This is a genomic window from Phytohabitans flavus, assembly GCF_011764545.1.
Lineage (GTDB): Bacteria > Actinomycetota > Actinomycetes > Mycobacteriales > Micromonosporaceae > Phytohabitans > Phytohabitans flavus.
In genome coordinates this window covers 9,466,037-9,484,778 of the sequence record NZ_AP022870.1, presented here as the reverse complement: position 1 = coordinate 9,484,778, position 18,742 = coordinate 9,466,037, and the positions used below count along the sequence as shown (strand labels likewise).

The 18,742-nt window shown below is 68.9% G+C and carries 17 protein-coding genes; 3 read left to right on the top strand and 14 right to left on the bottom strand.

The genetic code is table 11. The features are described 5' to 3' along the window. The first annotated feature begins 220 nt into the window (after positions 1-220). On the top strand, positions 221-427 hold the full coding sequence (locus Pflav_RS42240; RefSeq protein ID WP_173042060.1) for a DUF397 domain-containing protein: 207 nt from the start codon (positions 221-223) through the stop codon (positions 425-427). Positions 428-498: 71 nt separating this feature from the next. On the opposite strand, the gene Pflav_RS42235 is transcribed toward Pflav_RS42240, so the two are convergent. From Pflav_RS42235 to Pflav_RS42215, 5 genes are all read right to left on the bottom strand, one after another. Beyond that, positions 499-1,323 carry an SAM-dependent methyltransferase gene (locus tag Pflav_RS42235; protein ID WP_269474592.1) on the bottom strand — a complete coding sequence of 275 codons (825 nt, stop codon included), beginning with the start codon at positions 1,321-1,323 and terminating at the stop codon, positions 499-501. Between the two features lie 16 nt (positions 1,324-1,339). Beyond that, entirely contained in the window at positions 1,340-2,137 is a 798-nt protein-coding gene (locus Pflav_RS42230; RefSeq protein WP_269474591.1) for a helix-turn-helix domain-containing protein, read from the bottom strand. A gap of 208 nt (positions 2,138-2,345) precedes the next feature. Next, entirely contained in the window at positions 2,346-2,942 is a 597-nt protein-coding gene (locus Pflav_RS42225) for an RloB family protein (RefSeq protein WP_197938880.1), read from the bottom strand. Positions 2,943-2,986: 44 nt separating this feature from the next. Next, entirely contained in the window at positions 2,987-4,258 is a 1,272-nt protein-coding gene (locus tag Pflav_RS42220; protein ID WP_173042057.1) for an AAA family ATPase, read from the bottom strand. Positions 4,259-4,387: 129 nt separating this feature from the next. Next, the gene (locus Pflav_RS42215) at positions 4,388-6,748 is read right to left on the bottom strand and encodes a glycoside hydrolase family 9 protein (protein WP_173042056.1); all 2,361 of its coding nucleotides are present in this window, start codon (positions 6,746-6,748) and stop codon (positions 4,388-4,390) included. A 458-nt stretch (positions 6,749-7,206) separates the two neighbouring features. Between Pflav_RS42215 and Pflav_RS42210 the strand changes: the two genes are divergently transcribed. Further along, positions 7,207-8,763 (top strand): aldehyde dehydrogenase family protein, encoded by a 1,557-nt coding sequence (locus Pflav_RS42210; RefSeq protein ID WP_173042055.1) that lies wholly within the window; start codon positions 7,207-7,209, stop codon positions 8,761-8,763. A gap of 463 nt (positions 8,764-9,226) precedes the next feature. Here the strand turns inward: Pflav_RS42210 and Pflav_RS48265 are convergent, their stop codons facing one another. The 9 genes from Pflav_RS48265 to Pflav_RS42170 all read right to left on the bottom strand — a co-directional run bounded on the left by Pflav_RS48265 (position 9,227) and on the right by Pflav_RS42170 (position 17,833). After that, on the bottom strand, positions 9,227-9,676 hold the full coding sequence (locus Pflav_RS48265; protein WP_332107846.1) for a GNAT family N-acetyltransferase: 450 nt from the start codon (positions 9,674-9,676) through the stop codon (positions 9,227-9,229). After that, positions 9,631-10,287, bottom strand: coding sequence for a hypothetical protein (locus Pflav_RS48260; protein WP_332107845.1), 657 nt, complete (start codon positions 10,285-10,287; stop codon positions 9,631-9,633). The genes Pflav_RS48265 and Pflav_RS48260 overlap by 46 nt, the downstream gene beginning before the upstream one ends. A 75-nt stretch (positions 10,288-10,362) precedes the next feature. Then, positions 10,363-11,106: an ACT domain-containing protein gene (locus tag Pflav_RS42200; protein WP_173042054.1), complete on the bottom strand. Its 744-nt coding sequence runs from the start codon at positions 11,104-11,106 to the stop codon at positions 10,363-10,365. 133 nt (positions 11,107-11,239) lie between these two features. Then, positions 11,240-12,286, bottom strand: a complete 1,047-nt coding sequence (locus tag Pflav_RS42195) for a LacI family DNA-binding transcriptional regulator (protein ID WP_173042053.1) — start codon at positions 12,284-12,286, stop codon at positions 11,240-11,242. Between the two features lie 44 nt (positions 12,287-12,330). Continuing rightward, complete coding sequence (locus Pflav_RS42190) at positions 12,331-13,761, bottom strand: GH1 family beta-glucosidase (RefSeq protein WP_232072557.1); 1,431 nt, start codon at positions 13,759-13,761, stop codon at positions 12,331-12,333. Beyond that, positions 13,758-14,609: a carbohydrate ABC transporter permease gene (locus Pflav_RS42185; RefSeq protein WP_377309911.1), complete on the bottom strand. Its 852-nt coding sequence runs from the start codon at positions 14,607-14,609 to the stop codon at positions 13,758-13,760. Before Pflav_RS42185 ends, Pflav_RS42190 begins: the two co-directional genes overlap by 4 nt. A 10-nt stretch (positions 14,610-14,619) precedes the next feature. Beyond that, positions 14,620-15,588 carry a carbohydrate ABC transporter permease gene (locus tag Pflav_RS42180; RefSeq protein WP_173042052.1) on the bottom strand — a complete coding sequence of 323 codons (969 nt, stop codon included), beginning with the start codon at positions 15,586-15,588 and terminating at the stop codon, positions 14,620-14,622. Positions 15,589-15,701: 113 nt separating this feature from the next. Then, positions 15,702-17,000 (bottom strand): ABC transporter substrate-binding protein, encoded by a 1,299-nt coding sequence (locus tag Pflav_RS42175; RefSeq protein ID WP_173042051.1) that lies wholly within the window; start codon positions 16,998-17,000, stop codon positions 15,702-15,704. A 287-nt stretch (positions 17,001-17,287) separates the two neighbouring features. Further along, positions 17,288-17,833, bottom strand: a complete 546-nt coding sequence (locus Pflav_RS42170) for a plasmid pRiA4b ORF-3 family protein (RefSeq protein ID WP_173042050.1) — start codon at positions 17,831-17,833, stop codon at positions 17,288-17,290. A 166-nt stretch (positions 17,834-17,999) separates the two neighbouring features. On the opposite strand from Pflav_RS42170, the gene Pflav_RS42165 reads away from it, so the two are divergent. Then, positions 18,000-18,731 carry a pyrimidine reductase family protein gene (locus Pflav_RS42165; protein ID WP_173042948.1) on the top strand — a complete coding sequence of 244 codons (732 nt, stop codon included), beginning with the start codon at positions 18,000-18,002 and terminating at the stop codon, positions 18,729-18,731. Positions 18,732-18,742 lie beyond the last annotated feature (11 nt).

Below are 18,742 nucleotides of genomic sequence, written 5' to 3'. Positions count from 1 at the left end.
CGCACGTGCAAGATTTCACCTGGATAACTGTCACGACGACATCGTGCATCCGAGGCGGTTTCGGCTACTCTAGGTACGTGTCACTTTCGTGGTGAAAGAATGATCCGTGAGCCCCAAGCGCGGTTCTGCAAGTCACACGGGCATCGGGTGGCACACCGGCCACCGGCACGGGGGTCACGCCGGTTACCCACAGCAAGCACTCCAGCGCGAGGGAGTACTGATGAGTAACGAAACCAGCTGGATCATGTCCAGCAGGTCGACCGGCAACGGCGGCAGTTGCGTCGAGGCACGCCGCAACGAGGGCCTCATCGAGGTCCGCAACAGCAAGGCGCGCGACGCCGGCACCGTGGTGTTCACCACCGAGGAGTGGGACTCGTTCCTGTTCGGTGCCAAGCGCGGCGAGTTCGACCAGCTCCTGGTCGACTGACCACAGCGGACCCCAGAAAACGAATCGCCGGCCCCGTCGGGGCCGGCGATCGTGCTAAGTGGACGCTGAGCTCAGGACAGCCGGCCCATGCCCACGTAGAAGCTCGAGTGCTCCGGGTTGTCCTTGAACACGTCGACCGTGTCCGGGTCCGGCCGCCACCGGTTGAGCCAGGTCACTCCGGGATCGACCAGCTCGAACCCGTCGAAGAACCGAGCGACGTCGCTCTTCTTACGCGGCGTCAGCGGTGTCGCGGTCTGCCGCCGGTACACGTCCTGGGTCTTCTTGAGCAAGCTCTGGTCGAAGACGAGCTCGTCGACCGTCGCGTGCGCGACCACGAGGTGGCTGCCCGGCACGAGCGCGGAGCGGAGCGTGGTCACGATGTCACGCGCCTCGTCGTTGTCCTCGACAAAATGCAGGACGGCGACCAGCAGTACCGCGATCGGCTGGTCGAAGTCGAGCAGCTTGCGCAGCTGCGGGTTGTCGAGGATGGCCTGCGGCTCGCGCACGTCCGCCCGGATCGCCGTGGCGAACTGGTTGCTCTCCAGCAGCTCCAGGCTCTCCGACACCGCCTCGGGGTCGATGTCGACGTACACGACCCGCGCATCCGGAATCTCCGCCTGCGCGATCTCGTGGACATTGCCCTCGGTGGGAATGCCCGAGCCGAGGTCGAGGAACTGCCGCACGCCGACGGAGGTCAGGTAGCGGACGGCCCGGGCCAGGAACAACCGGTTGTCCCGGACGATCGTGCGGATCAGCGGCGACCGCTCGATCACCGCCCTCGCCGCCTCCTGGTCCGCCGGGAAGTTGTGGATCCCGCCCAGGTAGTAGTCGTACATCCGAGCCGCCGTGGCCGGCTTCTGATGTCCGCCCTGCCCGCTGTTGCCCACGCTTGTCACGCCCTTCCCCAGGTCGTCACCGGTACTCCCCTACCGGTACGGAATCCTTGCTAATCAGGTCGAAGATCCGCCGATACTCGTCGACCTCGGCCTGCTCCTCCAGGTAGAGCGCGCCGACATGCGACTCCAGATAGACCACGTCGGGGTCGTCCGGGTCGTCGAACTCAAGGATCCGGAAGGCACCGGCCATCGCCGCGTGCGCACCCACCGAGAACGGCAGCACACGGATGTCGATGGGCTCCTCCTGAGACAGCCGCTGAAGGTGCTCAATCTGTGCCTTCAGCACCTGCTCACCGCCGACCGGCCGGGTCAGCGCGCCCTCGCCCAGCACTGTCACGAGACGCAGCGGCGGCTTACGGGCGAACAATGTCTTCTGCCGCTGCATGCGGAGCTTGATGTGTCGCTCGGCGGCCTCCGAGTCGACCGGCTGCTCGGCGCCGAAAACGGCCCGTGCGTACTCCGCGGTCTGCAACTCGCCGGGGATGACCTCGCCGTCGTACCCGAACATGCGGGTCGCCGATGCCTCCAGACCGACGTAGAGCTTGAACCACTCCGGGATCACCGGACTGGCGTCCCACCACTCCTGCTGCGACGTGCCGAGCGCCAGCTCGGCGAGCGCGTCTGTGATGCTCTGGTCCGCACCGTACAGCCAGCAAAGCGCACGCACGTTCGCCGCGGTAACCGGCACCTTACCTGTCTCGATGCGGTGCAGCGTCGGCTCCGAGATACCCAGCCGCGCCTCCGCCACCTCTCGCCGGCTCATCCCGGACGCGGTCCGTAATCGCGTCAATCGCCGCCCCAACGTACGTCGCACGACCCGTTGGCCTGTGACCGGCACTCCCCACCTCCGCCCCGCCAACCCCGTATGGACGATGACGCGGAATACCGTACATGCAACGCCGAGTTGCCAACAGGCGACCCGGCGTCGCGATCCAAACAAAAAGACGTCGTGGCCGCCCAACACAGGTCCGGCGAATCGTAATACTCCCCCACGATGTGGGAATTCGCACGCATGACGGCACCTACAACGCCTGCGGGGACACCGCGGTCACGAGACGGTGCATCCCCGACGACGGGTTGTCATGGGGAAACATGACGGCGTTTCGCATGTGCATCCGGTCGAGCACGGCCGCCCGCTCCACGGCCAGGTGCCGGCCCATCATGTAGCTGCCGCCGGCGACGCCCTTATCCACCTGACCGTCACACGCGCGGCGCAGCCGGCGGGCCGCGTCGTTGTCGAGCCAGGCCCGGCAGTCCCGAAAATGCAGGACGAGCCAAAGCTCGAAGCACGGATTGGAGACCGCCAGCCGGATGCCGTGGCGAGCCGCCAGGTCCATGGCCTCCCGGAGATTCGGGTGGTTTTCCGGCCATTCGACATCGAACACGCACCAGAACTCGTCGATCTCGCCCTCTTCGCGCTCCGAGCGCTCACGGGCATCGATAGCCAGGCGCACCAGCGTCAAGGGCACGGAGCCTGTGGCCCTGCGTTCGATCCTCAGGTCGACCGCAGCCGCGTCCTTGACATCAGGTTCGCGTTTCAAGGCTTCGAGGTACTCGGGCTCGCTTCGCCGCCCCTCGCAGAACACGACGACGGTCTTGCGTGGGCCCCGAACCGCCACCTTGCGCTTCAGCGAGGTGCTCGCCCTGCGTCTATCGCGGGGCATTAGTCTCCACCCGTCGGCAAGCCGAGAGCGCTTCTGAGCATTCCCTGGTCGAACTCCGGCACCGCGCCGAAGCGTCCCTGCAGATACGCCCTCTCCAGGTTCAACGAGCGACGTACTCGATCCCCGCCGTACTCGGCCAATGCGGTGAGTGTGGTGGCGCCGCGGTCATCCTTCTCAGTGAGCCAAACCTCGTCCCGATTGAGGTGGTTGAGAAGACTTGTGTCGTGCGTCGTGAAGATCAGTTGCGCACCACGAGGGTTGGTCTCTGGGTCCTGAAAGAGCTCCAGTAGGCGCGCCGACAGCTTGGGGTGCAGGCTGGCGTCGATCTCGTCGAAGAGCACCGCCTGGCCTCGGCGTAGCGCCGAGAGCACCGGTCCGATCAGAGCGAACCAGGTGCGCGTGCCCTCCGACTCCTCGGCGAGGTCGAAGAGCAACTCCTGACCAGCCGCCCGATGGGCGAACCTCAAGCTGTGGTCGGTCTGGCCGTCGGGCCCGGTGAAGTCGACCACGCGCACATCCTCGATGCCGAGATCCGCGAGGCGCAGCAACGCGAGCGCCAATTCAGGCCCGCTCCACCCGGGCTCCGACTCAGTGGACAGCGCCCGCTGCGGAGCGTCCAAGCCTTCCAGAAACAGATGTCGCGTGGTGTGCACCTCGGTCGGCCGAAGCATCACCCGGCCGACCGCGCTGGGTCGCAATCCGTGCGTACCGATGCCACCCAGTGCACGTCCGAAGGCCCCCACCTCGGGCCCGGGAGACCTCATCGCCGCCGACAGCGCGAGCGTGTTGGGCGTCAGCAGCTCCCGCGTTCCGGCCAGGCCACCCAGGCCACGGCGAAAATTGATCTCCAATTCCCTCCGCTCGAAAAGCAACCGGCGACGCCGCTCTGGATAGCTGGAGAGCTTTTCGGAGATCACCCGCTCGCCGTCGAGCTCGACTCGGTACTCGTAGCGGACTCCCTCGGCCATCACGTCTACCTCGAAGATCGAGGGCACTTCGGGGCCGGCAGCGAACTTGAACGGCGTCCGGGGAACGCCGCCGACCCATGACCGCAGCGAGTCGCGGACGGCGTATGACAACCAGGCCAGCGCATCCAGCAGGTTGGACTTGCCGGACGCGTTGGGTCCGTAGACGCCGGCGACCGTGAGGACACGCTCGTCGAGACGCTCGAACGATCGCGCTGCCGGTCGATCCTCGTCTACAGCGATCATGGAGAGTTCGACCGGATCCATGATCGACCGGTGATTGGAAACCTCGAACCGTAGCAGCATCTCTCGCCCGCTTCCTTGCGCTTGCGCTGCACGCTAACCAGACTCTACGTCAAAAACGTACGTACAGCGTCCGCAAAATGCAGGTGAGAGACGGATAGGGCGCTCGCATGAGCGCCCTATCACTTGGTCCTATGGCGCCACTGTGCAGGTGGCGCCGTTTACCGTGAACGCGGCCGGGCGCGGGTTCGTGCCGGTGTGCGAGGCGTTGAAGCCGACCGACACCTGCCCGCCGGCTGGTACCGCGCCGTTCCAGGACTCGTTGACGCCGGTGGCCGCGGCGCCGCTCTGCGTCCAGCGCGCACCCCAGCCTTGGGTGATGCGCTGCCCGCCGGGGAAGCTGAAGGCCACCGTCCACGAGGACCACGCGGCCGTACCTGTGTTGCGTATGGTCAGGCTTCCTGTGAAGCCGTTCGACCAGTCGTTTGTGCTGTACGAGACCGAGCACGGCCCGGCCGGTCCCGGCGTCGTCGGCGCGGGCGTGGTGGGCGCGGGGGTGGTCGGTGCGGGTGTCGTGGGCGCCGGGGTCGTCGGAGCCGGCGTGGTCGGCGCGGGCGTGGTGGGTGCCGGCGTCGTCGGGCCGGGCGTGACGTTGCCGGGCACGTCGCCCCAGAGCTTCACGCCGTTCTCGTACAGCGGCACGGCCCGGTTGGGGCCGGCGGCCGCCTGGTACGACGGGTCGTTCGCCGGGTTCCAGATGCCGCCCTCGGGCACCCCGATTTTGAACTGCACCTCCATCCGGTGCTGCGACTGTCCGGCCGGCGCGATCGTGTAGCCGGTGCAGTCCACCTCGACGTACCAGATGTCGCCGCTGTACTGCCGGGCGGTGGTGGGCGACGGGCAGCCCTGCGTGTAGCCGCTGGTCACGACCGGCGCGACGCTGCCCTCACGGGTGAAGTAGTAGCGGAACACCGAGCGGGTGAGCGCCCGCGCCGGGTACGCCGACTTGTTGTAGACGATGGCCTTGATGCCGGTCGCCCGCGGCTCGTTCTGCATCACCGTGGTCTCGACCGTGAACTGGTCGATGTCCGGCGTCTCCGCCTGCGGGAAGCCGGCCAGCGGCGTACCGCCGTACTCCTGGTAGAGCCGGGCCACCGCGGAGGTGAAGCCCGCGTTGTAGTCGGTGGCCACCTCGTTCATCACGTAGTCGTTGCGCTCGTCCCGGTACGCGTCGTCCGGCGACGAAGGGCCGCCGACCAGCGCTCCATAAAGGACGTGGCGGGTGCCGGTGGGCGTGGTCATGCTGTCCCACCACGAGCCGTGCGCGGTACGGTGGTGCGGGTTCTTCGGGTAGTTGTTGCCAAACCCGATGACGTAGCTCGAGTTGCGCGGGTTGGCGCCGAGCGCGTAGTCGATCTGCTTGACCGCGAAGTCGTGGTAGCGCGTCTTACGCGTCGCGTCGGTGGTCTTGTCGCTGTAGAGCAGGGCGACGAAGGCGGTGTTCGCCGCGTACCGCAGGGCGCCCCAGGTGTCGACCACCGCCATGCCGCCGGGCGAGGTGCGCACCTTCTCCCCGTTGACGCCGACGGTAAACCAGTCCAGCCAGCGGTTGGCGTCGTCGACGTACTTCTGCTTGCCGGTGAGGTTGGCCAGCAGCACGTAGTTGCCGTACTGCTTGTTGTCCCACGAAATGGTCCACTTGTACATCTTCGTGTTGGTCTGGTTCTCGTTGCCCTGAGCGTCATAACCCGCCTCGGCCTTGGCGAGGTAGGCGGCGTCGCCGGTGGCCCGGTACAGCCAGATCGCGCCCCACACAAGCTCGTCGGCGTACCCACTCCAGGATCTGTAGAAGCTGGTCACGTCGGTGATGCACTCGTGGTACATCCTCTTGACCGTCTCGGCGAACGTGTAGAGCTGCCGCGCGTGGGTCAGCAGCGTGTTCGCGTAGGCGGCGTCCGTGGGGCGGAAGACCATCGAGGACGCGGCCATCGCGGCCGCCGTCTCGCCGGCCAGGTCCGCGCCACCACAGCTGGCATCGATCTTGTACGCGGGGCGCGCCATCGGCAGTACCTCGGCCGGGCCCCACCACTTGTGGTCGTCGTCGCCCTTGCCAACCTGTCCATAGAGGACGTTCGCCGACGGGTGCGCCTTGATGAAGTAGTCGTTGGGCACGCGGAGGTTGTTGAGCAGGTGGGTGAGCTGGCCCGAGGCGGCGTACGCCTCCCGGTACTCGACCGCACCCCAGGCGAGCATCGTGGTGGTGAACGCCATCGGGAAGCCGAACTTCACGTGGTCGCCGGCGTCGAACCAGCCGCCCGTGAGGTCGAGCCCGGCTCCTGAGCCATCACTCAGCGCGGAGTCGCCGCGCCAGGAGACCCTGTTCCACGCCGGCTTGGGGCCGGAGACCTGGGCCTCGTAGAAGAAGAGGGACTTCTGGAGGGCTTCGGCGTAGTTGTAGGCGCCGGCCGCCTCCGACCGTGGCGCCGCCCAGATCGCGGCGGCCACCGCGACCAGGACTGCCGCGGCCACGGCGACCGCGCGCCGATACCACATGATTCTTCCAGACACTAGAATCGCTCCTGTCCGTGTTTCCAGGCTCCGGCCCTCACCTCGCGATGAGCGACGCGACGGTCGGAGTCTGCTGTGGAGCCGCGCGCGACTACGCGTAGTGAGGACATCGAGGGGTGGATGTGGGCGCATCCGCCCCTCGCCTCGTTCCGGGAGAGCCGCGAACGGGTGGGTTGACCTGGGAGATGGGAGCGCTCCCATATATAGCCAACAATATTCCCACATTGTTTCGCCCTTGTGAAGGGATCGATCGCGGGCAACATCACAGGATCGACGATCTTCTACTTAGGAATTTCCATCCGCCCTGGTCACACGCCTTAACGAACGCTAAGTTCACAGAGAAACGCCAGGTCAGAGCGTCTTGGCATACGAGCGTACGGTTGCGAACACTGAGCGTCGCGGAACACCCTCGGTCAACTGGAAGCCGGACCGAGGAGGCAGCGATGGCTTTCCACCTGAGCCCTGGCACCGCATGGGCGGACACACTCGCCCGCGCGGTTGCCGCGGCACCCGAGGCGTTCGATCGCACTACCGGTGGTGACGTAACCCTACGTAATCTCACCGAGGGTGGGTGGCAATCGATCGGCACGCCCAGCGCGGTCCGTACACCGGTCGACAACACCGTCCTCGCCCGACTGTCCCGTGTGGACGCCGACGAGGCACGGGCAGCGGTCGCGGCGGCCGCCGCCGCACACCGGTCCTGGGCCGCGACGACACTGTCGGAGCGCAAGGCGCGGGTCACCGCCGCCGTCGAGGAGCTCACCGCCCACCGCGACACGCTCGCGCTGCTGCTGGTCTGGGAGATCGGCAAGCCGTGGCGGCTGGCGTGTGCCGACGTCGACCGCGCGCTGGACGGCGTGCGCTGGTACCTGTCGGAGATCGACCGCCAGATCGCCGGCCGCGACCCGCTGCCCGGCCCGGTCAGCAACATCGCCAGTTGGAACTACCCGATGAGCGTGCTGGTCCACGCCGAGCTCGTACAGCTGCTCGCCGGCAACGCGGTCATCGCCAAGACCCCGTCCCAGGGCGGTGCGGTCTGCCTCACCGTCGCGCACGCGCTCATGCACCGTGCCGGCCTGCCCGCGACACTGCTGTCCGGCGGCGGCGAGGAGCTCTCCGAGGTGCTCGTACGGGCCCCCGAGATCGGCGCGGTCGCGTTCGTGGGCGGGCGCTCCAACGGCGGCAAGGTGGCCGCCGCGCTCCTCGACACCGACAAGCGCCACATGATCGAGCAGGAGGGCCTCAACGCCTGGGGCGTCTGGAACTTCTCCCAGTGGGACACGTTCGCGGCGCACCTCAGGAAGGGCTTCGAGTACGGCAAGCAGCGGTGCACGGCGTACCCGCGCTTCGTGGTGCAGCGTGAGCTGGTGGACTCGTTCCTCGACGTGTACCTGCCGGTGGTCCGCTCGATCCGCTTCGGCCACCCGCTCGCGGTGGAGTCCGGCGGGGACCCGCTCCCCGAGCTCGACTTCGGCCCGCTGATCAGCGCCGCCAAGGCCGAGGAGCTGCACCGCAAGGTCGGCGAGGCGATCGGCGCCGGCGCGATCCCGCTCTACCGAGGCCGGCTCGACCGCGGCACGTTCCTGCCCGGGCAGGACACCTCGGCGTACGTGGCACCGACCGCGCTGCTCGCCCCGCCCGGCCGCTCGCGGCTGATGCACGCCGAGCCGTTCGGACCCGTCGACACCATCGTGGTCGTGGACACCGAGGAGGAGCTGCTCGCCCAGATGAACGCCTCCAACGGCGCGCTGGTCGCCAGCCTCGCCTGCGACGACGAGGAAGAGGCGGCCAAGCTGGCGGTCGACCTACAGGCGTTCAAGGTGGGCATCAACAAGCCCCGCTCCCGGGGCGACCGCGAGGAGCCGTTCGGCGGGCGGGGCGCGTCCTGGAAGGGCGCCTTCGTCGGCGGCGAACTGCTGGTCCAGGCGGTGACGCTGGGCGAGCCGGGCGAGCGCCTCTACGGCAACTTCCCCGACTACACGAGCTACCCGACGACCTAAATAGGGATTTATGAGCTACCGCGGCGTCCGTCGTGGTCCAGACCGCTGCTCCCGCGGCCTCACCCTCCGCGGTCCACAACCACACCGGCGCGCACGGCCCGCGACGCTGCGCGGGCTTCGGGCGGGGCGTCGCTTACCGGATGCTCTCGACCTGGGCGCAGCACTGCGCCCAGCCAGGCCGCGGTCGCCCGCAAGACAACCACAACGACCGGCGTCGGTCGCCTGCCGGGCGCGTCCGTGAGCCCAGGTCGAGAGCCTGTCGCAGCAGAGCCCGCCCGGCCAGGGGCCGGGCGGGCTGGGTTACGGCTTGGGTTGTGGGACGCGGAGGGTGAGGCCGCGGGAGCAGCGGTCCGGACCACCGCGGACGTCGCGGTAGCCCAAGTATTGAAAATGGATTAGAGCCGCACCCCATGAAACGGCCCGGTCCCGCACCGGGACCGGGCCGTCGTCCTCCCTCGCTCGCTCACGACGAAGCGGCGGGAGTCCTCGGGTGTCCGCCCACCGGGGCGGGGATCAGGGGCACCGTCACGGTCATCACGGTGTCGTCGTGCTCCGGGGCCGGACCGGAGCGGCCCAGGCGGCGGAGCGTGGCCAGCATGGCCGTGTTGTCGGCGTGGGTGTGCGCGACAAGCGCGGCATACCCCGCGCGCTCGCCGTGTGCGACAAGCCGGCGCAGCAGGGCGGTACCGATGCCGCGGCGCTGCCAGGCGTCCTCCACCAGCAGGGCGATCTCGCCGATCTCCCCCTCCGCGACAAGCGTCGCCGTCGCCACCACGCGGTCGTCCGCCGCCAGCGCCACAAGCGTCACGCCGTGGCCAGGGTCGAGCAGCCGCTCCAGGCGGGCGGCGGAGGGGACGGTGGAGCCGGTCAGGTAGCGGCGGTAGCGGACCAGCGGCGTGCACCTGTCGTGCATGGCGGTGACCGCGGCCAGGTCGTCGCGGACCGCCGGGCGTACCCGGATCTCGGCGCCGTCCGGCAGCACAAGCGTGACCTGGTCGGCGGCCTGGCGCACGACGGTGGCCGCGAGGTCGACCAGGGCCTGGGCCCGCGCGTACTCAGCCGGGGTGAACGAGGGGCGGGACGGCTGATCTCATACGTCCCGCCGGTCGGGTCGACGAGCCGCATGCCGCCGCGGTTGGCTCCGTACCGGTCCTGCCCGGGCGCCGGCCGCCAGATCACCGCGTCGGCGCCGAGCAGGGCGGAGAGGGCGTCGCCGAGCGAGTCGGGATCGCGCACGAGGCGGCTCGCCAGCGCCAGCGTGCGGGTCGGCCAATCAGCCAGCTCGCGGGCCTCGGTGCGGATCACCCAGGCGTTCCGGCCGCGGCCCTTCTCCACCGCGGCCAGCAGGTCTTCCTCGCTCAGCGCGTCGGGCGCGTCGACCAGGAAGTCGTCGATCGCGCCCACCTCGGTCGTGTGCACCTGTACCGCCAGGATGTTGACCGACTTGAGCGCCAGGCTCGCGGCAAGCACGGCCAGGTATCCCGGCCGGTCGTCCACCGTCGCCCTGATCCGCCAAAGCCCCATCGCGAACCCCCTTCAATGCCCGAATGTCAAGGGTGCCCGGTCGCTGTTTCTCTGACGTTACTCAACCGTGATCATTCATGATCGAGAAATGACGGACGGGACACTCACCAGGTCCAGCCGGTCGCCGAGGATGACCGCCGCGGCCCGCACGAGCTGTGCGATCCGGTCGACCTCGGTCACGTGGAACCCGGCCGCCAGCAACCCTTCCGCCTCGCCACGGGCCACCATCAGCACCAGGCCGGCGCGGCCGAAGGGCGCCACCGCGTATCGGGTCTGGTCGGTGCCGATCAGCGCCCGCGCGCGCAACGGGGTCACCTCGGGCAGCAGCAGCGGCTCGGGTGAGCGCCAGCTCGCATACGCCACCGCGGGCTCTCCCCCGGAAAGCCCCGGCTCGTCGCCCGGCACCGCGCGCGGCGCGGACCCGCTGCGGGCGGCCCAGTCGGCCGGCACCACCGCGGCGGCGGCCCAGTCCGCGGCCAGCAGGCCGGGGACCGCGTCGACGAGTGTGCCGAGGCCGTCCACCGGGTTGGCCGCCACCTGCGCGAGCAACTCAGCGTCGTGCCCGCCGGAGACCGGCGCGCCGATGGCCCGCCACACGCCGTCGACCTGGACGCCGGGGATCGCGGCGAGGCCGACCCGCAGTCGCTCGACCCGGGAGGCACCCGGCCACACGACGGTGAAGTCGTCGACGGCCCGGCCGCCCAGCCGCTCCAGGACCACCACCTGGACGATGTCGGCACCGGCGACGCCCAGCGTCCGCGCCACCTGCCCCAACGCGCCAGGCCGGTCCGGCAGGGTCACCCGAACCCGCAACAACATGACAAGCCTCCCGTCGGCGGGCCAGCGCCTCCACGCTGGCATACCTCAGGATGCCCGATGACCATTTCGTCCCTGTTGCTGCGCCATGTCTCCGAGCGCAAAACCGCCCGTTAACCCGGACGAAAGCCACTCTTCAGGCGGACGCCCGCTCCACCATGTGCGTGTTGAGCAGCACGTACGGCTCTTCGAGCTCGTCGCGGCGGATCAGCGCCAGCAAAAGGTGCGCCATCTGCCGACCCATCTCCTCGACCGGCTGGTAAACCGTGGTCAGCGGCGGGTCAGCCTGGCGCGCGATCTCGGCGTCTTCGAAACCGACCACCGCCACGTCCTCGGGCACCCGCCGGCCGGCGTCGCGCAGTGCCCGCAGCGCCCCGCTCGCCATCAGGTCCGAGGCGACGAACACCGCGTCGAGGTCTGGGGTGATCTCCAGCAGCCGGCGCATCGCCGCGGTGCCGCTGGCCTCGCTGAAGTCCCCGTACGCCACGAGGTCTTCGCTCACCGTGCCGCCATGGTCCAGGACCGCCTGCTTGTACCCGGCGAGCCGGGTGATCCCCACACCCATGTCCTGGGTACCGGCGATGGTGGCGACCCGCCGCCGCCCCCGGCCGATCAGGAACTCGACGGCCTGCCGGGCACCCCCGGCGTTGTCGACGTCCACGAAGTTGGCCGCCTGCGCCCCGGGCTGGAGCATGCGCGCCGGCCGGCCGCCCAGCACGGTCGGCAGGCCGCGCTGCTCCAGCAGCGTCGGGAGCGGGTCGGCGTCGTGCAGGGACAGCAGCAGTACGCCGTCGACGTGCTGGTTGGTCAGGTGGTGCTCGACCTTCTCCCGCTCGGCCGGCGACTGGGCCAGCGCGAGCCAGAGCTGCATCGGCGTGTCGAGCAGGCCGGCGTGGATGCCCCGGACGATGCCGGCGAAGAACGGCTCGCCGAACAGCCGCTCACCCGACTCCGAGATCACCAGGGCGACCGAATCGGTCCGCTGCGTGACCAGGGCTCGGGCCGCGCGGTTCGGCACGTACCCGAGCTCCTCGATCGCCTGAAGCACCGCGGCCCGCGCTTCCGGGCTGACCTGCGGAGACTGGTTGACGACACGGGACACCGTGCCCCGGCCGACCCCGGCGCGGGCCGCGACCGCGTCCAGGGTGGGACGGCCGAGCGACCGTGTGCGCTGCGTTGTCATCGTCTGCTCCTCGGAGGGCGGCCCTTGACAGTTGGCTGACCAGCCTATTGTGCGCGTTCCTGCCCTTCCGAGCCCGCCTCGGAGCCCAGGCCGTTGCGGCGTATCACCTCGGAGTACCACTTCGCGCTCGACTTCGGAATCCGCACCTGGGTGTCGTAGTCGACGTAGACCATGCCGAAGCGCTTCGAATAACCCCACGCCCATTCGAAGTTGTCCATTAGCGACCACGCGAAGTACCCGCGCAGCGGTACCCCCGCCTCGATGGCGTCGTGGCAGGCCCGCAGGTGCGCCTCGAAGTACGCCAGCCGCTCGGGGTCGTCCACCTGCCCGTCCACGACCTTGTCGACGAACGCCGACCCGTTCTCGGTGATGTAGATCGGGATCTCCGGGTACTCCCGGTGCACGCGGTCGAGCACCTCGACAAGGCCGGGCGCGTCGATCTCCCAGTTCATGTCGGTCACCGGCAGGCCCCGGTCGCCGAAGCGCACGTTCTCGCTGCCCGGCCAGTTGGACGGCGCCCGCCAGTAGGGCTCGGCCGACTCCCCGTCCGGACCGGCCACCACGTATCGGCTGTAGTAGTTGATCCCGAGCACCGACAGCGGCGTGGAGATGACCGCGAGGTCGCCGTCGCGTACGTGCTCGAAGTCGGTCACCTCACGCACGTCGTCGACCACGTCGGCGGGGTACTGCCCGCGCAGCACCGGGTCCAGGAAGATCCGGTTGGCCAGGCCGTCGATCCGGCGGGCGGCGTCGGCGTCGGCGGGCGAGTCGGTCTGTGGCGAGATCGCGTACAGGTTGACCGTGATGCCGAGGTTGTGCTCGGGCTGGGCGGCCCGCATGGCCTGGACCGCCAGCCCGTGGCCGAGCATCAGGTGGTGCGCCGCCCGCAGCGCGTCGGCGCCGTCGTTCCGGCCCGGCGCGTGTGCCCCCGAGCCGTACCCGAGGAAGGCCGAGCACCACGGCTCGTTGAGCGTGGTCCAGTTGCGCACCCGGTCGCCCAGCGTGCGGTGGGCGATCTCCGCGTACTCGGCGAACCGGGCGGCGGTGTCCCGCTCCGGCCAGCCGCCCGCGTCCTCCAGGGCCTGCGGGAGGTCCCAGTGGTAGAGCGTGACCCACGGCTCGATTCCGTGCGCCAGCAGGTCATCGACGAGCCGGCGGTAGAAGTCGAGGCCTGCCTCGTTGGCCGGGCCGCGCCCGTCCGGCTGGATCCGGGGCCAGGCGAGCGAGAACCGGTAGGACTTCAGCCCCAGACCGGCCATCAGCTTCACGTCGTCCGCGGAACGGTGGAAGTGGTCGCAAGCGACGTCGCCGGTGTCGCCGCCCTTCACCTTTCCGGGAGTACGGCTGAATGTGTCCCAGATCGACGGCGTCCGGCCGCCCTCGGTGGCGCCTCCCTCGATCTGGTAGGCGGCGGTGGCCGCGCCCCAGAGGAAGTCCGGCGGGAAGGCCACCCCGTGGCCGTTCGGGCTTGTCACGCTTTGACTGCACCTTCCATGATGCCGCCGATGATCTGGCGGCCGAACACGATGAACACCACGATCAGTGGAACGGTGCCGACCGCCGTCGCGGCGAACACCATCGAGTAGTCCGTGTAGTAGGCGTACGAGAGGGTGGCCAGCGACACCTGGAGCGTCGGGTTCTCCGGGGTCAGGATGGCGAACGGCCACACGAACTCGTTCCAGGTCTGCATGAAGGTCAGCAGGCCGAGTACGGCGGCGGCCGGGCGGAGCGCGGGCAGTACCACGCTCCAGTAGATGCGCCAGGTCGAGCAGCCGTCAATCCGGGCCGCCTCGATCAGCTCGTCGGAGACCGCGGATGTCGCGTACTGGCGCATCATGAACACGCCGAACGCGCTGGCCAGGAACGGCACGGTGACCGCGAGCAGCGAGTCGTACCAGCCGAGGTCCTGCATCAGGCCCCAGAGCGGGATGATGCCGAGCTGGGTGGGGACCATCATCGTGGCGACGACCGCGAGCATCAGGCCGTTGCGCCCGCGGAACTTGAGCTTGGCGAACGCGAAGCCGGCCAGTGACCCGGTCAGCACGACCGAGGCGGTGACCACGCTGGAGACGATCACCGAGTTGACGATGCCCTGGAGCAGGTTGGCGGTGTCGTTTTCCAGCGCCCGGTTGAGGTTGTCGCGGAAGAGGCCCGACGGGGTGAACGGTGGCGGGGTGTCGTTGATCGCGTCGTTGCTGCGGGTGGCGATCACGAACATGTAGTAGAGCGGGTAGATGGAGCTCAGCACCGCCAGAACCAGTGCGATGTAGGTGAGCGGGCTGGTACGCCACAGCCGCCTCGACCCGGTGGGCAGGGTGGTCATCGGGTCTCCCTCACTTCACCGAACGCCGGGTGATCACGAAGTTGAGCACGGACACGACCACGATCATCAGGAAGAGCGCCCAGGCCACCGCCGCGCCGTACCCGGCCCTACTGAGGTTGTGGATGCTGTTCTCGAACATGTACATCTGCACGGTCTGGAACTCGCGCTGGGTACCGCCGATGATGTTGCCGTTGTTGAAGATGAGCGGCTCGACGAAGAGCTGTAGGCCACCGATGGTGGAGAGGATCACGACGAAGACGAACGTGGGCCGCAGCATCGGCAGCGTGACGTTCCAGAACTGCCGCCAGGCGCTCGCCCCGTCCATCGCCGCCGCCTCGTAGAGGTCGCGCGGGATCGCCTGCATGCCGGCGAGCAGGATCAGCGTGTTGTAGCCGGTCCACCGCCAGTCGACCATGACGGAGATGGCGGTCCAGGAGGTCCACCACTCCCGCCGCCAGTCGATCGCGTCCACGCCGAAGAGGCTGAGGAACCAGTTGACGACGCCGAAGTCGCGCTGGAAGAGCATGCCGAAGACGATCGCCACGGCCGCGACCGAGACGACGTTCGGCACGAAGATGATCATCCGGAAGAACGTGCGCGCCCGCAGCAGCGGCCGGTTGAGCAGGTTGGCCAGGAAGAGCGCCAGCGCGAGCTGTGGCACCGTGGCGAGGACGAACATGCCGAACGTGTTGCGGACGGCGTTCCAGAAATAGTCGTCGCTGAGCAGGGCGGTGTAGTTTTCCAGCCCGATGAACGTATGGGTGCCGACCAGGTCCCAGTCGTGCAGCGACATCCAGAACGTCCACACCATCGGGTAGAGCCCGAAGATGCCGAAGAGCACGAAGAACGGCGCGATGTAGAGGTAGGGCGAGTACTTGAGGTCCCACCGGGCAAAGCGGTAGCGCGCGCGGCGCCCTGGCGAGGCGTGCTTAGCTGGCGCGCCCCGGGAGGGCGGTGCCTTGGTGGCCGAAACGCTCATGGGTTTCCCTTCCCGGGTGCGGCCGGCTTGGCGGAGGGGTTTGCGTACGGTGTTCGGTGACGCCCGGGCACATTTCCCCGGACGCCACCGAGACCGCTATCGGGACGGGTGGATCAGAAGGCGCCCTGCGTCGCGGCGTCCTTGGTGAACTGCTCCCAGGCCTTTGCCTTGTCGAGCTGCCCGGTTTCGTACGCCCGCAGCGCCGGCTCCATGGCGTTTTCCTTCACCGCCTGGTGCTTCGGACCGAGGTGGGTCGGGACGATCGCCTGCACGCTCTCGCCGAAGATCTTGCCGGTCGGCGCGTCGCTGAAGTACTTGTTCGTGTAGGAGATGAAGCTCGGGTCCTCTAGCGCCTTCAGGTTGGTCGGCAGCGGACCGCTCTTCTTGAACGCGGCGACCTGGCCGGCCGTGTTGGTCAGGAACGCGGCGAGCTTCGCGGCCTCCGTCTGGTACTTGCTCTGCGTCGGCACGCCGAGCCAGGAGCCGCCCCAGTTACCGGCGCCGCCGGGCACCGCGGCGAGATCCCACTTGCCCGCGTTCTCCGGGCCGGAGTTGCTCTCGACGATGCCGAGCATCCACGACGGGCAGGCCGTGGCGGCGAAGGTGCCCTGCTTGAAGCCGGCGTTCCACTCCGGCGACCAGGTGGTGATCTTCGCGGTGATGCCGGCGTCGGCGAGCGCGATCGCCTGGTCCCACGCGGCCTTCACCGCGGGGCTCGTGTCGGCGATCATCTTGTCTTCCTTGTCGAAGAAGAGGTCCGCGCCCTTCTGCTGGAACATGACCGCGTTGACCGCCATCGTGTCCGAGTCGACAAAGGCCTTGCCGGTCGCCTGCTTGTACTGCTTGCCGGTCTCGATGAACTTGTCCCAGGTCGGCCAGAGCGCGCTCACCTGCTCGCGGTCGGTGGGCAGGTTGGCGGCCTTGAAGAGGTCGGTGCGGTAGCAGATGCCGAGGCTGCCGACGTCGGTGGGTACGCCCATGAGGCGGCCGTCCGGCGCCTTGCCGAGCTCGTACTTCCAGGAGAGGTAGTCCTTGCTCAGGTCGCCCACCAGCGGGGCCAGGTCGACCCAGTTGTTGGGGTTGAGCTTGAACTCGTTGAGGATGCCCTCTTCGAGCATGATCACGTCGGCCGCACCCTTGCCGGTGGCGAGCGACCGGACGACGCGCGGCCGGAACTCGTTCAGCTGGGCGACCTTACGCAGCTCGATCTTGATGCCGGTCTGCTGCTCGTACTGCTTGACCAGGTCCTCGTATCCGGCCTCGCCGAAGGTGTCGACCACCAGCTTTTCCGGCTTGGCGCCCGTGTCGCCGCCGCCCTCGTTGTCATCTCCGCACGCCGTGGTCGTGGCGAGAGCCGCAACCGTGGCGAGCGCGACCGCCGCGTACCGCCGGCGGCGCGTCGAAACGCTCATCCCTGACCCCTCTCAGGTCGTGATGTGTGTGGTGGGGGTGTGCCCGGTGCACGCCACGTCGGCGGACGCGCGAAACGCTTGCCCACGACCGCTTCGAAGGCGTGCCTGGCGCCACACGGTGCCCGGTGTGTGGCTTCCACCACACCCCGCCGGGAGCGCTCCCATGAGATTGCCGGCACGTTTCTGGGGTGTCAAGGCCCAACTGGGAGCGTTCCCATTTCGTTACTGACCGCAGTGCGCGAAATACCACCAGCCGCGCGGAAGGGGGTTTAGCTACCCGAGCCGGTCTACGCCAGGCGCCTGAGCAGCGTCGTCGCTCGATCCATGTCGAACGCCGTGGGGTCGAACGGGCGCCCCACCCAGGCCATCATCGCCTCGTGCTCGGGGTGGCCGGGATCACTTATCGCGGAGAGGAAGCGGGCGTAGCCGAACGCCCCGCCGACGTCCTCCGGGGGGCACGCCCGCTCGCCGTCGACGCACGCGGGGTACCGCTCGTCGGGCTCGGCGCCGAAGGCGTCCTCGACGGTGAGCTCGTGCTCCCACCAGTCGCCGAAGTCGTACGTGTAGAGGAACCGGCCGCCCTTCGCCGACACCGCGTCAAGCCGTACCTCCAGCTCGTCGCGGAGCGCCAGCTCACCGTCCGGGTCCGGCTCGCCGTACTGCACGCCGTCGATGTCGAACGAGTGCAGGTGGCAGTCCTGCCAACCCATGGCGAGCTGGACGACACGGTGCAGCCGGTCGAGCGTGTACCCACCCGGCACGAGCACCCGCCGCCACACCGGCGGTACGACGTCTGCGAGCGACACCTTCAGCTGGAAGATCTGGCGCGGCATGGTTTGCCCTGTCCCCGTTCGTGACGTCGTGCTGCCGTAGGGTCGTTCACATGATCTGCCAGGCGTGCCGGTCGAAGCGACACGCTGACTGCCCGGGTGGCAGTTGGTGCGACTGCCAGCACCGTACCCCGGCACCCACTCCCCCGGTCAGCGGTCCGGCGGGCGGATGAGCGCCTCCCTTTCACGGCTGGAGCCCGGCCCCGCGCTGGACGACGCCGCACTTGTCGGCCTCTACCGCACGGACGGACCCCTCACCCGGGTCAACTTCGTCACCAGTGTGGACGGTGCGGTCGAGCTCGACGGATTCTCGGCGGGTCTGTCCGGGGTACCCGACAAAAAGGTCTTCGGCCTGCTCCGCATGCTGTGCGACGGTCTGGTGGTGGGCGCCGGGACGCTGCGCCACGAGGGCTACCGGGCGGTGCGGCTCAACCCCGAGCGGCGGGCCTGGCGGCGGGAGCAGGGCCTGACCGAGTACCCGACGCTCGTGGTCTTCTCCGGCACGCTCGACCTCAACCCGGGGCAGGCGGCGTTCGCGGACGCGCCGGTCCGGCCGATCGTGGTCACCCACGGGCTGGCCCCGAGCGACCGGCGGCGGGCGCTGTCCGGGGTGGCGGAGGTGTTGACCATCGGCGACGAAACGGTCGACCTCGCCGAGGCACTGGTCCGGCTCCGCGAGCGTGGCCTCGCCCACCTGCTCTGCGAGGGCGGTCCGCACCTGTTCGGCTCGCTCGCCGCGGCCGACCTCGTCGACGAGGTGTGCCTGACCGTCTCGCCGCTGGTCACCGGCCCGGGCGCCGGGCGCATCACCGCCGGACCCGCCGGACCGCCGAAGGGCATGGCGCTGCGCCACGTACTGGAGTCGGAGGGCTCGCTGTTCTTGCGGTACACCCGTCCGTGACGGTTTGACCA

Coding starts and splice junctions, on each gene's coding strand:
- Pflav_RS42170 (WP_173042050.1), bottom strand. CDS start 17,833: ATGCCGCGCCAGATCTTCCAGCTGAAGGTGTCGCTCGCAGACGTCGTA.
- Pflav_RS42175 (WP_173042051.1), bottom strand. CDS start 17,000: ATGAGCGTTTCGACGCGCCGCCGGCGGTACGCGGCGGTCGCGCTCGCC.
- Pflav_RS42210 (WP_173042055.1), top strand. CDS start 7,207: ATGGCTTTCCACCTGAGCCCTGGCACCGCATGGGCGGACACACTCGCC.
- Pflav_RS42220 (WP_173042057.1), bottom strand. CDS start 4,258: ATGCTGCTACGGTTCGAGGTTTCCAATCACCGGTCGATCATGGATCCG.
- Pflav_RS42195 (WP_173042053.1), bottom strand. CDS start 12,286: ATGACAACGCAGCGCACACGGTCGCTCGGCCGTCCCACCCTGGACGCG.
- Pflav_RS42240 (WP_173042060.1), top strand. CDS start 221: ATGAGTAACGAAACCAGCTGGATCATGTCCAGCAGGTCGACCGGCAAC.
- Pflav_RS42185 (WP_377309911.1), bottom strand. CDS start 14,609: ATGACCACCCTGCCCACCGGGTCGAGGCGGCTGTGGCGTACCAGCCCG.
- Pflav_RS42165 (WP_173042948.1), top strand. CDS start 18,000: ATGAGCGCCTCCCTTTCACGGCTGGAGCCCGGCCCCGCGCTGGACGAC.
- Pflav_RS42180 (WP_173042052.1), bottom strand. CDS start 15,588: ATGAGCGTTTCGGCCACCAAGGCACCGCCCTCCCGGGGCGCGCCAGCT.
- Pflav_RS48265 (WP_332107846.1), bottom strand. CDS start 9,676: ATGCACGACAGGTGCACGCCGCTGGTCCGCTACCGCCGCTACCTGACC.
- Pflav_RS42200 (WP_173042054.1), bottom strand. CDS start 11,106: ATGTTGTTGCGGGTTCGGGTGACCCTGCCGGACCGGCCTGGCGCGTTG.
- Pflav_RS48260 (WP_332107845.1), bottom strand. CDS start 10,287: ATGGGGCTTTGGCGGATCAGGGCGACGGTGGACGACCGGCCGGGATAC.
- Pflav_RS42215 (WP_173042056.1), bottom strand. CDS start 6,748: ATGTGGTATCGGCGCGCGGTCGCCGTGGCCGCGGCAGTCCTGGTCGCG.